Here is a 14,439-nt window from a genome sequence, read left to right as displayed (position 1 = left end):
CCTGCGCAGGAAGGGGTGCCCGGTCCGCCGCTGCGGGCCGGGCACCCCTCGCTGTTGCTCGTCGCTCGGTTCTCAGCCCGTGAAACCGGCGGTGATGGACGTGAACTGCCAGGTGTTCTGGCTGATGCCGGAGCAGTTGCTCACCACACCGCCGCCGGGGCAGGGCCGGTCGCGGTTGACCGCCCAGTAGGCGAGCCGGGCGATGTGGTGGGAGTTCGCCCAGTCACGGATCGAAGTCCAGATGGCCGGGGTGGTGTTCTCCTGCTGGTCGGACAGACCGTTCATGCCGGAGATGCCGATGTGGGAGTACGCGGTGGCGTCGTCCCAGCCGAAGGTCGACTTCAGCTTGGCCTTCAGCCCTTCCGTGGCAGCCACCGTGTTGCCGTACATGTCGGAGCCGCCGCCGAAGTCGAACGGCATGATCGTGAAGACGTCGATGCCCGCGTTGAGCGACTGCGCCTGCTCGATGAGCCGGTTGCCGTAGTAGGTCGGGCCGGTCGTCGAGGTACCGAAGGTGACGATCGTGCGCAGGCCCGGGTTGTTGGCCTTCACGGTCTTGAGCGCGGTCAGGATCCTGGCCTGGACGGCCTCGTTCTCGAACTCGTCCGTGTTCTCGATGTCCATGTCGATCGCCTTCAGGCCATAGGCGTCGATGACCTTCTGCAGGGCCCCGGCCAGCGCGCTCGCCGAGGAGCAGTTGGCGCCGAGCTTGCTGCCCTGCCAGCCGCCGAACGACGGGACGATGTCACCGCCCGCGGAGCGGATCTGGTTGATGGCCGTCTGGTCGACGCCGCCGGTCAGCGCACGGCTGCCGTCCCAGGCGGGGTTGCAGCCGCCGGAGTCCAGCACGAACGCCATCGTGAACCACTTGATGCCGGTCGCGTTCATCACCGTGGTCGGGTTCGGCGGGTCGCCCCACCCTTCGAACAGATAGGGCGCGGCCTGTTTGAAGCCGGTGTCGCCGCCGCTGCCCGCGTTCGTGGTGACGCTCACGGAGTTCGAGGCCGCGGAGGTGTTCCCGGCCGCGTCCCGCGCCTTCACGCTGAACGTGTAGGCGGTGCTCGCCGACAGCCCGCCGACCGTCGCGCTCGTCCCCGAGACGGTCAGCACCTGGTTCGAGCCGCTGTAGACGTCGTACGAGGTGACGCCCACGTTGTCGCTCGACGCACCCCACGACAGGGACACGCTGGAGGAGGTCTTGCCGGTGGAGGTCAGGCTCGTCGGCGCGGTCGGCGCCTGGGTGTCGGAGCCGCCCCCGCCACCGCCCGGACCGTCCAGGCTGATGTCGTCGGCGTAGTAGGTGCCCTGTGCGTACCAGCCGTGGACGTAGATCTTGGCGCTGGTCTGCGAGGCACTTGTCGTGAAGGACACGGAGAGCTGGCTGTACGCCGAGGGGGACGTCGTCCAGGTCGAGGCACCGCCGTCCACGCCGAGGTAGACGTAACTGCCGCGCACCCAGCCCGAGAGGCTGTACGTCGTGTTCGGCTGGACCGACACGGTCTGGCTGCACTGGGCGGTGTCGCTGGAACTCACGGCCCCGGCAAGGGCTTTGGATCCGCCGTGCACGGGGCTGGAGACCACCGAGCCGAGGCTGCCGGTGCACGTCCAGGGGGAGAGGGCGCCCGACTCGAAGCCGGGGTTGGTCAGGATGTTGGCCGCCTGGGCCGTGGTGGGGAGGGCGACCGCCCCGGCCAGGGCCAGGGCGGCGGTGCCGAGCAGGGCGAAGAGGCGATGTCCGGAACGCCTGAGGTCTGTTCTGAGGTCGGTGATGCGCACGCGATCTCCCTGAAGAAATGGGGGTGTTCGGGAGTGCTTCGGGAGTGCAGAGGGGTGCGCAACCAAGTTGGTATGGACCAATCTCGCTGTCAAGGCATTGCGCGGAATTGGTCCAGACCGGTGGTGTGGACGGGGGTGGAAGGAGTGTGGAAGGGGTGCGTAGGGGGTGCCGTGTGGGCTCAGGCGGGAGCGATGGCGGCGTCGGCGGCGGTGGGCGCGCCGGTGGGGGCGGTCTCCGTCACCGGCGATGCCATCGGCGTCGGCGTGTGGACGGCCTCCGCGATGGGGGCCGGGGCGGCCACCACCGGCAGTACGGGCGCGGGCGTGTCCGTACGCTGCTGCGGCAGCGACACCGGGCGCACCGGACGGGGGCCCGCGATCACGGTGTAGTCCTGCCCGAGCAGCGGCGGCACCAACTCGCCCGTCTCCTCGCCGAGCGCCAACTGCACCGCGGCCCAAGGAGCGTTGATGCCGCACTGCGAGAGCTGGTGCAGACCGCCCGCGGGACGGGTGTTGACGTCCATGAGGACCGGGTCGTCACCGAGCATGCGGAACTGAATGTTCGTCAGATAGTGCAGTCCGAACGCCTCCGCGAGCAGCCGCGCGGGCTCGATCCAGGAGGGGTGCAGTGTGAAGCCGCGCCGACGGCCGTTCTTGGTGCGGCCCACCGCCATGCGGACCCGGCCGTCGGGGCCGGTGAGGCAGTCCACGGACACCTCCGGCTGCTCCAGGAGCGGCATCACCAGCCAGTCGACGGGCTTGCCCGCCGTCCGCAGCGCCTGCACGATCAGATCGAGCGGCATGTACGGGCTCGGGAATCCGTTGAGGTGCACGAGCGAGAAGGGGGCGCGCGTGATCACGCGGAAGCCCACCCCGCCCGCGCCGGCGGCGGGCTTGAAGCAGGCCTTGTGGCCCTGGGCCTCAAGTGCCTCGACCGCCACGAGGAGTTCCTCCTCGGTGCGCACCCGCCACCACGGCGGCACCGGCACGCCCACCGCCTGCACCGCCTGGTACGCGGTGGCCTTGTCCTGGAAGACGGCCACGGCCTCGGACGGCGGCGCCAGCAGGGCCGTACCGAGCGCGGCGAACTCGGCCCGGTGCGCGACGATCGCGGCCTGGTAGAGGACCGGCACGAACACGTCGATCGAGTGGCGGGCGCACTGGTCGAGGGCGTACTCGACGTAGGCGGCGGGGGAGAGGCCCTCCGGCTCCATGGCGGCGGTGTCCGCGGCGGCCAGCACGGGAGAGTCGGGATCGCCGTGCGTGGCATGGATCTCGACCGGGCGGAGCTGCGGATTACTTCGCAGCTGGTCCATGAAGAACACGTTCTCCGCGTACGTGCGGTTGAGCCAGACGCGTACGCGAGAACCCATGCAGGCCGCCTTTCAGGGTTTCCGGGCACGGCGGAGCAGGCCGTGCCCGGCCAAGGGAGAGGGAGGAACAGCAAACCGCCATACGCCGACGAAGGTTCGTGGCGGTTGTGTTGGGGCGATCATAAGGGGCGCGAGCCCGGTGTGACGCTACAGGCGTGTTACGGATTTCCCGAGACCCCCGACATTGGCTCCAACACGCCGGAGCGCGGACCCGGCGCGCGGGCTGTTCTTGTTCCGCGGGGACGAATGTGTTCTTGTGTTTCCAGTCTTTTACTCGGAGGTGGCGAAAGTGCGGTCGACGGCCGGCGGACACGGAAACCTGCTGGCCATCAGCGATCTGCACATCGGGTACGCGGAGAACCGCGCCCTGGTCGAGAAGATGCGCCCGCACACCGACGACGACTGGCTCCTGGTGGCCGGTGACGTCTCGGAGACCGTGGCCGACATCCACTGGGCCCTGGAAACGCTCAGCGGACGCTTCCGCAAGGTCGTCTGGGCGCCCGGCAACCACGAGCTGTGGACCCACCCCCAGGACACCGTCACACTGCGCGGCGTCGCCCGCTACGAACATCTCGTCGCCCTGTGCCGGGAGTTGGGCGTCACGACCCCCGAGGACCCCTACCCGGTCTGGGACGGGCAGGGCGGCCCCGCGGTCGTCGCACCGCTCTTCCTGCTCTACGACTACTCGTTCCTGCCGCCGGGCTGCTCGACCAAGGACGAGGGCATGGCGTACGCCGAGAACACCGGGGTGATCTGCACCGACGAGCACGTCCTGCACCCCGACCCCTACCCGAGCCGCGAGGCCTGGTGCCGGGCCCGCGTCGCGGAGACCGAGCGCAGGCTCTCCGAACTGCCCGAGGACCTGCCCACCGTCCTGGTCAACCACTACCCGCTGGACCGCCACCCGACCGACGTGCTGCGCTACCCCGAGTTCGCGATGTGGTGCGGCACCCGGCTGACCGCCGACTGGCACCGCCGCTTCCGCGTCGAGGTCATGGTCTACGGTCATCTGCACATCCCGCGGACCACCCACCACGAAGGCGTCCGCTTCGAAGAGGTCTCGGTGGGATACCCCCGCGAGTGGCGCCCCCGTCCGGGGCCGCCGGACACGCTGCGCCGCATACTGCCGATGGAGGTCGGAACCGGTGATCGAGGAACTGCTCCCGGATTCGGTCGTGACCGTGGAAGCACACGGTGACGACGCGGCCGAGGGCGGGACGCTGTACCCCGAGGAGGCGCGGCGCATGGCGCGGTCCGTGGAGAAACGGCGCCGTGAGTTCGCCGCCGTGCGTGCCTGCGCCCGCCGGGCCATGGAGAAGCTCGGCGTGCCCGCGCAGGCCGTGCTCCCCGGGCACCGCGGGGCGCCCGTCTGGCCCGCCGGGCTGATCGGCAGCATGACGCACTGCGAGGGCTACTGCGCCGCCTCCCTGGCGCGCGCCACCGACCTCGCCTCCCTGGGCATCGACGCCGAACCCCACGAGGAGCTCCCGGAGGAGGTCATCGACGCCGTGGGCCTGCCCACGGAACACGAGCGCCTGCGCGAGCTGGCGCTGCGGAACCCGTCCGTGCACTGGGACCGGCTGCTGTTCAGCGCCAAGGAGTCCGTCTACAAGGCGTGGTTCCCCCTCACCGGAAAGTGGCTCGACTTCCTTGAGGCGGACATCGAGATCCTCGCGGACAGCGGCCCCGCCACTGCCGACCCGACGGCGCGGGGCACCGAGGCCCACAGCCCCGTCCGGTCCGGCGTCTTCCGCGCCGAACTCCTCGTGCCGGGACCGCTGCTGGGCGGTCGGCGGATCGAGTCCTTCGACGGACGCTGGACCGTCCGGCGGGGCCTGGTGGCGACCGCGGTGACCGTGCCCCACACAGGGACCGACCGGCCCTAGGCCGGGCGGCGGCTTCCCGGCTCCGGGCACCAGCGGTGCAGCAGCCGGAAGAACGCCTCCTCGTTGCCCGCGAGGCCGGCCGCTTTCAGCGCCCGCTCCGCCTCGGCGAGCGCCGAGGGCGGCACCACGGGTGGTCGACGCCCCTCCGGCGGCCCGTCGAAGGCCGCTCGTACGGTCTGCAGGAGACGCAGATAGGCCTGCACGGCGGCGCGCTCGTGATCGGTCAGTACGGCGGTCGGCATCGGACGGCTCTCCCCGGGTCGGCTGGTGTCGTGGCGGTACATGGCGGTACGTCCCCAGCTTGCCGTCCGGCACTGACAATCCCGTTTCGATGGGCGGAGGTTCGCCCGCTTAGCGGAGGCGAAACCTCACGGAAATCCCCCGTGGAACAGGGGCCCTAGGCTGGTGGGAAGGGCCGGGAGGCATGTTCTCGGTGGCAGGGAAGCCGCCTTCACGGCAGTCTGGGAGCAGGAGGTGAGCCCGTGGTCGACGTACCGCCCCGGCGTCCGCGGCGAAGCCTCCGGCTGCGCTCGGTGGGCGACGGAGAGCTGCGCCTGCACCACCGCGTGGTGCACGGCTACCGCCGCGCCTACCGCATGGCGGGCGAGGGCCCCGTGCTCGTCCTGATCCACGGCATCGGCGACTCCTCGGCGACCTGGGCGGAGCTGATCCCCGACCTGGCCCGCACCCACACCGTGATCGCGCCCGATCTGCTCGGCCACGGCTCCTCCGACAAGCCACGCGCCGACTACTCGGTGGCCGCGTACGCCAACGGGGTGCGCGATCTGCTCACCACCCTCGGCATCGAGTCCGCCACCCTGGTCGGGCACTCGCTCGGCGGCGGTGTCGCGATGCAGTTCGCCTACCAGTTCCCCGAACGCACCGAACGGCTGATCCTGGTCAGCGCGGGCGGCGTCGGCGGCGAGGTCAACCCCGTGCTGCGGGCCGTCTCGCTGCCCGGCGCCCACCTGGTGCTCTCCACGCTCCGATTGCCCGGAATGCGGCTCCAAGTGGGCGCGTTCCTGCGTCTGATGAGACTCCTGGACACCGATCTGGGCCAGGACGCGCCGGAGTTGCTGAACCTTGTGGACGCCCTGCCCGACGCGACCTCCCGCAGCGTGTTCATCCGCACCCTGCGCGCCGTCGTCGACTGGCGCGGCCAGGCCGTGACCATGCTCGACCGCTGCTATCTGACCGAGGGCATGCCCACGATGCTGCTCTGGGGCGACCGGGACAGCGTGGTGCCGGTGCGGCACGCCTACGGGGCGCACCAGGCGATGCCCGGCAGCCGGCTGGAGATCTTCGAGGGCGCGGGCCACTTTCCCTTCCACAGCGACCCGGCGCGCTTCCTCGCCCTCGTGGAGGAGTTCACGAGCACCACCAGCCCCGCCGACTGGAGCCGCGAGCACTGGCGGGAGCTGCTGCGCGCGGGCCGCCCCGGCACGACGGCCGGGCAGCCCGACACGGCCCACAACCGGGCGGTGGAACGGGACCTGCGGGAGGCGAGCGAACGCAGCGCGACGTGACGCCCGCCTCCGGAGGGGGTCAGCCCGCGGTCGGTGTGCCCGACGGCGCGCCGAGCACCGCCGCGCGCTCCTCGGCGGTGAGCGGTGGCTCGGTCAGCGCGGGACGGCGCGGACCGCGCAGCACCGCGAAGACGACCTCGGGCCTGACGAGCGCGGTCAGTGGTGCGGACAGGGTGATCACGGCCAGGAACGCCTGGGCGACCAGCGGCCGTCCCGCGGCGGTCCGCGTCAGCCGCTCCACATAGCGGCCCAGCATCCTCTGTGTGCCGCCGGGCTGCTTGCCGATCGCACCCGGGTAGCGGATGTCCGTGCCCGTGGCCAGTTCCCAGGCGATCGTCACCGGCAGCGCCACCGCACGCTGCACCCGCCGCGCGAGGCCCGCCGCCGCGATCCCGTGCTCGGCCACCTGCCCGCGCAGCGCCAGCGCGCCCTGCGCGGCCACCGACATGCCGTGCCCGTAGACCGGGTTGTAGGTGGCCACGGAGTCGCCGAGCGCGACGAATCCCTCCGGCCAGTCCCTGACCTTCTCGAAGAAGCGCCGCCGATTGATCGTGCTGCGGGTGAGCACGACATCCGTCAACGGCTCCGCGTGCGCGATCAGTTCGCCCACCACGGGGTGCCGTACACCGCGCGCGAACGGCTCGAACTCCTCGGCGGAGGCGGTCGGCTGGCCGTCGCGCGTGCCCGACAGGGTGACCAGCCAGCGCCCGCCCTCGACGGGCACGACGGTCGCGGACCGGCCCGGCACGGGCTGCGCCGGGTCGGGCTGCACATTGACCACGGGGTAGTCCTCGGTGCCCGCCGGTGCCCGGAATATCCGGCTGGCATAGGCGAGCCCGGAGTCGACCTCGTCCATCGGCGCCTGCGGGACGCCCAGCGTGTCGAGCCAGGCGGAGGAGCGCGAGCCGCGCCCCGAGGCGTCCACCACCAGATCGGCCCGCAGGACCCGCTCGTCCCCCTCACGCGTCCGTACCCGCACGCCCGTGACCCGGGAGGCGTCGCCCTCCAGGCCGAGCAGCTCCGTGCCGTCCAGGACGGTCACCCGGTCCGTCTTGGCGATCCGGTCGCGCAGCACCGAGTCGAGCAGGTCACGGCTGCACGAGATCATGAACTCCATCTCGGGCCAGCGCCGCAGCCAGCCCTGCGCCGACAGGGAGACCAGACCGGTCGGCAGCGGGATGCGGCGGGCGCCCGCGGCGAGCCAGGCCTCCGTCACCCCGGGCAGCAGGTCCTCCATCGCGCGGGCGCCGCCGGACCACAGCAGATGGGCGTGGCGGGCCTGGGGAAGGCCCTTGCGGGGTTCGGGCCCTGCGGGCAGGACGTCACGCTCGACGACGGTGACGTCGGCGTACGCGTGCAGCGCGGCGGCGGCCAGCAGGCCGGCCAGCCCCGCGCCGATGACGACGGCCCGGCGGGAGGCCGGTGCGCGCCCTCCGGTCTCCGGGCCACGGTCGGCTGCTGCCGTGCCACGGGGGGCGCTAGCGGGATCGTTCATGGAAGTCGCTCTCTGACCTGGTTGCGGCCCGTCCTCGGACGGCCTCGACGACGGGTGACTGACGCAGGGCCATCGACATCCGGACGAGGTCGCGCGGCCCCTCGGCGGAGGTGGCGGGGGCCGGGTCCGCCTCCGCCGCGCTGATGACCCGGCCCTCCGGGTCGGCCGCCCTGGCCCGTACCGCCGCCGTCACCATCGCCGCGTCGGCCTCGGCCTGCGCCTGGGCGGGCCCGGAGCCCGCGGCCAAGGCCGCGTCGTAGGCGAGGGAGCGCACCTCGGAGTCGAAGTAGGGGTACAGGCCGAGCATGCCGTCGTGGATGTCGGACTCCCGCTGGGTGACCTGGAGCTCGGCGGGGGACCACCAGGAGATCCGCACCGCGTGGTCCGCGTGCGCCGAGACCGGCCTCAGCTCGTGCCACAGCGGCCCGAGCCGCCGGTACGTCGACCAGGTGCACCAGCTGTCGCCGACGCGCTGGCAGGCCAGCGGGACACAGAAACCGATCGCGGTGAGCTGCGCCCCGGCGGACGCCAGCAGGGGAGCCAGATCGGTGCTCAGACCGTCCAGGTTCGCGCCGTTCCAGCGGGCGACCACGGCGGTGAACTTGGCGGCCGCGTAAGGGATGTTGAACAGCGAGCCGAACGCGATGATCAGCAGCCCGGTCCGCAGCCAGCCGCTCACCTGCAGCGCCCAGCGCCAGCACATGACGTTCATCGCGACGCCCGCCACGGTCAGCGAGACGAGGTAGAGCACGATCATCTCGCGGATGAACGGCGTGTTGGCGTAGTAGGTGTCGAGGTCCCGCAGCCGCTGCTCGGGGCAGTCCCCGAGCAGGAACAGCACGACCAGGGCCAGGCTGACCACGCCGTACCCGGTGATCCACCGGCGGGAGAGCCGGCGGGTCACCTCGGGCGGTCCGCCCCGCCAGTTGATGATCAGCACCAGACAGGAGGCGCTGAACGCGCTCAGCAGGCAGTACACCAGGGGCGCGGAGATGTTGGGGACCCCGGTGAGGTGATTGACCTCGGCGATGGTCGGCGGGGCCGCGAAGAGGAACACCAGGCCGGCCAGCGCCAGCAGCACGCCCACGGACCGCAGCAGCGGGTCGCGCCAGCCGCGGATCAGCGTGGGCGCCTTGACGGCGAGGGCCACGCCCATGGCGGCGGCCGGGACGTAGTAGCTGGATCCGTCCATCTCTGTGCGGTGCCTCAGCCCTGCGACCCGCGATAGCCCAGGGACGCCTCGATACGGCCGGCCAGACCGTCCCGGCTCACCGGCCCGCGCAGCGAGGAACCGGCCAGCCACGTACGGCACCTGCTGGCGAGCAGCAGACCGAAGCTCTCGGCCTCCTTCTCGTCCGAGAGATCGAAACGGGTGCGGGCGGCGACCTTGAGGACGGTCGCCTGCAGATCCGCGGTGTCGCTCAGTAGACGGGCCGCGACGGCGGCACCCTCGACGTGGTGACTGCAGTGCCCCGCCTTCATGTGCCACAGCTCGTGGCCGAGGATCACCAACTGGTGGTCGGGAGCGGTGCGTTCCTCGATGACGACGAGGTCCTGGTCGGCCATGTCGAGCCACAGCCCGCTGGCGGTACCGGGCGGGAACGCGGCCGTACGGAACTGGACGGGACGGCCGCGGCGTCTGCTCATGGCCTCGCACAGGGCGGTGTACAGAGCGGCGGGTTCCGCCGGTGCCGGGAGCGACAGCTCCGCGACCAACTCGCCGCACAGGCGGCGCATTTCCTTTCCGATGCCCACAGATCTCCCCCGGATCACGACTCGGGCCGCTTGACGCTCTCCAAGAGCATGTCCAGCCACTCGGCGACCTTGTCGCGGTGCTGGTCGGTGGGCAACTGCGCGGCCCGCCAGGCGATTCCGCGGACGCCGTGGTCCTGCAGCAGCCGCTCCAGCGGGTCGTCGGCGGCCGCGGCCGCCTCGCGCTCGCGGTCGGCGAGCTGTTGCAGCAGCTCCTGCTCCGAGCGCTGCAGGGCGCCCACGAGCGCCTCGGAGTCCTCGGCCGTGAGGAACCCCGCGTGCACCCTGAAGAAGCGCTGAATGGCGTCGCAGTGCTCCATCGTGGGGCGCCGGTCGCCATTGATGAGGGCGCCGGCCTGTTGACGCGACATGCCCGCGCCGTCGGCGATCTCCTGCTGGGTGTATCTGCGGCCGTTGGGCTTGAGCCGGGTGCGGCGCAGCAGGTCCAGCCGCTGCAGGAAGCGGGCCTGCAGATCGGGTTCCCCGGCGGGGCGGCCGCTCAGCAGGGCGCGCACCACGGGTTCGGGAACGCCGGACTCGGCCGACAGGCGCTGGACGTCGAAGACCTCCGCGTGCTGCACATCGAGCCGGTCGGCGAGTGCGGTGACCCGGGCCACGACGGCCGGCAGCAGAACCGTCGCCGTGGCGCCCGGAACTTCGAAGCCATCCGTCACCGACAGATCTCCTACGTCTCTCTACAGGTCTCTCTCACAATGGTCAGGGACCAACGGGGAGACTAGCCGCTCGCTCGAACTCACATCCAGCAGTCGCCACAACTGTGGCGAGAATCAGCCGTCAACAAGCGCCAAATGCCACGATAGTTGACACGGCTGAGTTCCGGGCAGCAGGATCGGGGCGCCGCGTGAAGGCCGCAGAGGCAAGAGGGGTGACCTCCCGATGGCGTACCAGGCAGGAAGGCAGCGGTCCCAGCCGCGACCTGTCCCCGAGAGTCTTGAGGCTCAGGCGTATCTGCAGGACTACGCCGCTCTCCTAGAGGCCGTTCCGTTCCCTTCCGTCGTTTTCGACCAGTGCTGGGACGTGGTGCTGTCCAACGCCGCGTTCGAGACACTTTTCGACGGCGTCGGCCCTCATCCCACGGCCATGCCGGGCGACAACTTCCTCCGGTTCGTGCTGTTTCACCCGGACGCGGCCACGGTCCTCGGTGACCACGAGTCGAGCTGGTGCCTGCCGATGCTGGCCCACTTCGCGGCCGCGGTGGAGCGCCACGGCCAGGATCTCGGGCTGCAGTCCATCCGCCGGGACATCGCCCAGGACCCCATCATGGAGGCCGCCTACCGGCAGGGCCTGCCGCACTGGATACGCGCGGTCGGTCCGGACGCCGTGGAGCCCGACGGTGCCGTACGGCCGCTGCTGCACCCCGACCCCCGCTGGGGCCGCACGGAGTGCCGGATCATCGACGAGACCCCCAAGACCCTTCAGGACATGGGCTATACGCGGATGACCCTGGTCCTGCGTGAGAGCCGCCGCGCTTCGGCCGCCCCGCGCCGGACCTCCCGGACGGCACGTCACGGAGCCGGCCACCTCAGGGTCGTCTGAAACACGCCACGAACCCCTCGTCAGGGACCTCCTCCGACCTCCGGGTGCCTTCACGCCCCATTCCGCCGCAGGGCGGCATGTGACATAGTACTGGCGTGACCAAGCGACTGACCTGCGATGTCGTGGTCGTCGGGGCCGGAATGGTGGGCGCGGCCTGCGCGCTGTACGCGGCCCGGGCGGGTCTTGACGTCGCCCTGGTGGACCGCGGTCCGGTGGCCGGCGGCACCACCGGAGCGGGCGAGGGCAACCTCCTCGTCTCCGACAAGGAGCCCGGGCCCGAGCTCGACCTCGCGCTGCTGTCGGGGCGCCTGTGGGCCGACCTCGCACAGGAGCTGGGCGAGGCCGTCGAGTACGAGGCCAAGGGCGGCGTCGTGGTCGCCGCCACGCCCGAGGGGCTGACCGCGCTGGAGACCTTCGCGGCGGGACAGCGGGCGGCCGGGGTCTCGGCGGTGCCGGTCGCCGCCGACCAACTCCACACACTGGAACCGCACTTGGCGCCCGGGCTGGCGGGCGCCGTGCACTATCCCCAGGACGCCCAGGTGATGCCGGCGCTGGCCGCGGCGCATCTGGTGCGGGCCTCGGGGGTACGGCCGCTGACCGGGCGGACCGTGACCGAGGTGCTGCGCACGGCGGACGGGGCGGTACGGGGCGTGCGGACCGACCGGGGCGACCTGCACGCCCCGGTGGTCGTCAACGCGGCCGGGACCTGGGGTTCCGCCGTGGCCGCGCTGGCGGGCGTCCGGCTTCCGGTGCTGCCCCGGCGCGGCTTCGTGCTCGTGACCGAGCCGCTGCCGCGCAGGGTGCGGCACAAGGTGTACGCCGCGGACTACGTCGCCGACGTCGCCAGCGACTCGGCCGCGCTGCAGACCTCACCGGTCGTGGAGGGGACGGCGGCGGGGCCGATCCTGATCGGCGCGAGCCGTGAGCGGGTGGGCTTCGACCGCTCGTTCTCGCTGCCGGCCGTACGGGCGCTGGCGGCGGGGGCGACCCGGCTGTTCCCGTTCCTGGCGGATGTGCGGGCCCTGCGCACGTACCTGGGATTCCGCCCGTACCTGCCCGACCACCTGCCGGCGATCGGGCCCGATCCGCGGGTGCCCGGACTCTTCCACGCCTGCGGGCACGAGGGCGCGGGCATCGGGCTCGCCACCGGCACCGGGCATCTGATCGCACAGATTCTGGCCGGCCGGACACCCGACCTGGACCTCGGGTCGTTTCGGCCCGACCGCTTCCCGAAGGAGGCCGGGTGAATCCCCTGGAGCTGGTGGGGGCCGAGCCGGGCCCCGCGTTCACGGTCACCCTGGACGGCCGCGAGATCACGGCGCTGCCCGGGCAGACCGTCGCCGCCGCGCTGTGGGCGGCGGGCGTCACCTCCTGGCGCACCACCCGGACCGGGGGCCGCCCGCGCGGCGTCTTCTGCGGCATCGGCGTCTGCTTCGACTGCCTGGTGACCGTCAACGACCGCCCCAATCAACGGGCCTGTCTGGTGCCGGTGCGGCCGGGCGACACGATCCGTACGCAGGAAGGGACGGGACATGGCGGCTGAGCGACCGCATCTCGCGGTGATCGGCGCGGGACCGGCCGGGCTGGCCGCGTCCCTGGCCGCCGCGGCGCACGGCGTCCGGGTCACCCTGATCGACTCGGCGGCGCAGGCCGGCGGTCAGTTCTACCGTCAGCCCGCGACCGGGCTCGGGGCGCGGCGGCCGGGCGCCCTGCACCATCGGTGGCGGACGTGGGAGCGGCTGCGGGACGCGCTGGCAGCGCGGGTCGAGGCGGGCACGATCAGGCATCTGGCGGACCACCACGTGTGGTGTGTCGAACCCACCGTCCCCGAAGTGCCGTCGGCCACCGCGCCGCCCCCTGCCCGGCCGGGCTCCGGCGGCTCTGCAGGCGTAGGCGGCTTTGTCGTGCACGCGCTGCTCGGTCCCCTCCAGGAGGAGCCCGTCACCGTCCGCGCCGACGCCGTGCTTCTCGCCACCGGTGGATACGAGAGGGTGTTGCCCTTCCCGGGCTGGACCCTCCCCGGGGTCGTCACCGCCGGTGGCGCGCAGGCCATGCTGAAGGGCGGGCTCGTCGTCCCCGGGCGGAGGGCGGTCGTGGCGGGGACCGGGCCCCTGCTGCTGCCCGTGGCGACCGGACTCGCCGCGGCCGGGGTCGAGGTCGCCGCGCTCGTGGAGTCCGCCGATCCGAAGGCGTTCCTGCGCCGGGCCCGGGCACTGGCCGCACAGCCCGGGAAGATCGCCGAGGGGGCGCGGTACGGCATCCGACTCCTGCGACAGCACGTCACGTTGCTCGCGCGGCACACCGTCGTCGCGGCGCACGGCGAGGAGCGGCTCGACGCCGTGACGCTCGCCGCACTCGACGCCCAGGGGCGCGTCAGGCCCGGTACCGAGCGGCGCGTCCCGTGCGACACCCTCGCGATCGGGCACGGCATGCTGCCGCACACCGACCTCGCCGAGTCGCTCGGCTGCCGTATCGACGGGCTGCGGGTCCACGTCGACGAGGAGCAGCGGACCGACGTGCCCGGGGTGTGGGCCGCCGGGGAGACCACCGGCATCGGCGGCGCGGCGCTGTCGCTCGCCGAGGGCCGGCTCGCGGGCCGCTCGGTCGCCGTACGGCTGACGGGCGTGGCACCCGACCCGCGCGGCTGGGCCCGGGTGGCCAGGTCCCGTACTCGGATGCGGGAGTTCTTCGCCGCCCTCGACGCCGGCTACGCGCCGCCCGCGCACTGGACGGAACAGGTCGGCGACGACACCGTCGTCTGCCGCTGCGAAGAGGTCACCGGCGGTGCGATCAGGCAGGCCGTCGACGAGCTGGGCGCGGGCGACGTACGGACCGTGAAGCTGCTCACCCGCGCCGGGATGGGCTGGTGCCAGGGCCGGATGTGCGAGCCGGCGGTCGCTGGGCTCGCCGGCTGCGAACAGACGCCCGCGCGGCGGTTGTTGGCGCGCCCGGTACCGCTCGGGGTACTGGCCCGGGCGGGGGAGCACCCCGAGGGGAACGGGGCGGCCGAGGAGGGCCGACTCCCGCCTACGGGCACGCCCCCGCACCGAACACAGTGAAATGTCACACCCTAT

14 protein-coding genes are annotated in these 14,439 nt (G+C 72.3%); 7 read left to right on the top strand and 7 right to left on the bottom strand.

Annotated elements, in window-relative coordinates:
• Nucleotides 1-72 precede the first annotated feature (72 nt).
• Both RV986_RS08690 and RV986_RS08685 read right to left on the bottom strand, forming a co-directional pair.
• Nucleotides 73-1,776: a carbohydrate binding domain-containing protein gene (locus tag RV986_RS08690; RefSeq protein WP_475916831.1), complete on the bottom strand. Its 1,704-nt coding sequence runs from the start codon at nucleotides 1,774-1,776 to the stop codon at nucleotides 73-75.
• Nucleotides 1,777-1,955: 179 nt separating this feature from the next.
• Entirely contained in the window at nucleotides 1,956-3,149 is a 1,194-nt protein-coding gene (locus RV986_RS08685) for an ATP-grasp domain-containing protein (RefSeq protein ID WP_475916830.1), read from the bottom strand.
• A 289-nt stretch (nucleotides 3,150-3,438) separates the two neighbouring features.
• Between RV986_RS08685 and RV986_RS08680 the strand changes: the two genes are divergently transcribed.
• Nucleotides 3,439-4,347, top strand: coding sequence for a metallophosphoesterase family protein (locus tag RV986_RS08680; protein WP_475916829.1), 909 nt, complete (start codon nucleotides 3,439-3,441; stop codon nucleotides 4,345-4,347).
• On the top strand, nucleotides 4,295-5,035 hold the full coding sequence (locus RV986_RS08675; protein ID WP_475916828.1) for a 4'-phosphopantetheinyl transferase family protein: 741 nt from the start codon (nucleotides 4,295-4,297) through the stop codon (nucleotides 5,033-5,035). The genes RV986_RS08680 and RV986_RS08675 overlap by 53 nt, the downstream gene beginning before the upstream one ends.
• Here the strand turns inward: RV986_RS08675 and RV986_RS08670 are convergent.
• Entirely contained in the window at nucleotides 5,032-5,277 is a 246-nt protein-coding gene (locus tag RV986_RS08670; protein WP_475916827.1) for a hypothetical protein, read from the bottom strand. The genes RV986_RS08675 and RV986_RS08670 overlap by 4 nt on opposite strands.
• 240 nt (nucleotides 5,278-5,517) lie before the next feature.
• Here RV986_RS08670 and RV986_RS08665 point away from each other — a divergent pair, with 240 nt between their 5' ends.
• Nucleotides 5,518-6,561, top strand: a complete 1,044-nt coding sequence (locus RV986_RS08665; RefSeq protein ID WP_475916826.1) for an alpha/beta fold hydrolase — start codon at nucleotides 5,518-5,520, stop codon at nucleotides 6,559-6,561.
• A gap of 19 nt (nucleotides 6,562-6,580) precedes the next feature.
• Here RV986_RS08665 and RV986_RS08660 read toward each other — a convergent pair whose 3' ends face one another.
• The 4 genes from RV986_RS08660 to RV986_RS08645 are packed head-to-tail and all read right to left on the bottom strand — an operon-like array spanning nucleotide 6,581 to nucleotide 10,482.
• Entirely contained in the window at nucleotides 6,581-8,056 is a 1,476-nt protein-coding gene (locus RV986_RS08660; protein WP_475916825.1) for an NAD(P)/FAD-dependent oxidoreductase, read from the bottom strand.
• Nucleotides 8,040-9,248: an MAB_1171c family putative transporter gene (locus RV986_RS08655; protein ID WP_475916824.1), complete on the bottom strand. Its 1,209-nt coding sequence runs from the start codon at nucleotides 9,246-9,248 to the stop codon at nucleotides 8,040-8,042. The genes RV986_RS08660 and RV986_RS08655 overlap by 17 nt, the downstream gene beginning before the upstream one ends.
• A 14-nt stretch (nucleotides 9,249-9,262) precedes the next feature.
• Nucleotides 9,263-9,793 carry a toxin-antitoxin system, toxin component gene (locus RV986_RS08650; protein WP_475924219.1) on the bottom strand — a complete coding sequence of 177 codons (531 nt, stop codon included), beginning with the start codon at nucleotides 9,791-9,793 and terminating at the stop codon, nucleotides 9,263-9,265.
• Nucleotides 9,794-9,825: 32 nt separating this feature from the next.
• Nucleotides 9,826-10,482: a helix-turn-helix domain-containing protein gene (locus RV986_RS08645; RefSeq protein WP_475916823.1), complete on the bottom strand. Its 657-nt coding sequence runs from the start codon at nucleotides 10,480-10,482 to the stop codon at nucleotides 9,826-9,828.
• Nucleotides 10,483-10,705: 223 nt separating this feature from the next.
• On the opposite strand from RV986_RS08645, the gene RV986_RS08640 reads away from it, so the two are divergent.
• The 4 genes from RV986_RS08640 to RV986_RS08625 all read left to right on the top strand — a co-directional run bounded on the left by RV986_RS08640 (nucleotide 10,706) and on the right by RV986_RS08625 (nucleotide 14,424).
• A complete protein-coding gene (locus RV986_RS08640) occupies nucleotides 10,706-11,365 on the top strand; it encodes an MmyB family transcriptional regulator (protein ID WP_475916822.1) in 660 nt (219 codons plus the stop codon).
• 95 nt (nucleotides 11,366-11,460) lie between these two features.
• Entirely contained in the window at nucleotides 11,461-12,612 is a 1,152-nt protein-coding gene (locus tag RV986_RS08635; protein ID WP_475916821.1) for an NAD(P)/FAD-dependent oxidoreductase, read from the top strand.
• Nucleotides 12,609-12,908 (top strand): (2Fe-2S)-binding protein, encoded by a 300-nt coding sequence (locus tag RV986_RS08630; RefSeq protein ID WP_475916820.1) that lies wholly within the window; start codon nucleotides 12,609-12,611, stop codon nucleotides 12,906-12,908. Before RV986_RS08635 ends, RV986_RS08630 begins: the two co-directional genes overlap by 4 nt.
• Entirely contained in the window at nucleotides 12,898-14,424 is a 1,527-nt protein-coding gene (locus tag RV986_RS08625) for an FAD-dependent oxidoreductase (RefSeq protein ID WP_475916819.1), read from the top strand. Before RV986_RS08630 ends, RV986_RS08625 begins: the two co-directional genes overlap by 11 nt.
• The last annotated feature ends 15 nt before the right edge of the window (nucleotides 14,425-14,439 follow it).

Source organism: Streptomyces sp. RLA012 (assembly GCF_056270325.1).
Note: the sequence above shows the minus strand (reverse complement) of the source record. Positions and strands in the feature narration are given on the sequence as shown.

Coding starts and splice junctions, on each gene's coding strand:
- RV986_RS08625 (WP_475916819.1), top strand. CDS start 12,898: ATGGCGGCTGAGCGACCGCATCTCGCGGTGATCGGCGCGGGACCGGCC.
- RV986_RS08655 (WP_475916824.1), bottom strand. CDS start 9,248: ATGGACGGATCCAGCTACTACGTCCCGGCCGCCGCCATGGGCGTGGCC.
- RV986_RS08660 (WP_475916825.1), bottom strand. CDS start 8,056: ATGAACGATCCCGCTAGCGCCCCCCGTGGCACGGCAGCAGCCGACCGT.
- RV986_RS08670 (WP_475916827.1), bottom strand. CDS start 5,277: ATGCCGACCGCCGTACTGACCGATCACGAGCGCGCCGCCGTGCAGGCC.
- RV986_RS08650 (WP_475924219.1), bottom strand. CDS start 9,793: ATGCGCCGCCTGTGCGGCGAGTTGGTCGCGGAGCTGTCGCTCCCGGCA.
- RV986_RS08640 (WP_475916822.1), top strand. CDS start 10,706: ATGGCGTACCAGGCAGGAAGGCAGCGGTCCCAGCCGCGACCTGTCCCC.
- RV986_RS08685 (WP_475916830.1), bottom strand. CDS start 3,149: ATGGGTTCTCGCGTACGCGTCTGGCTCAACCGCACGTACGCGGAGAAC.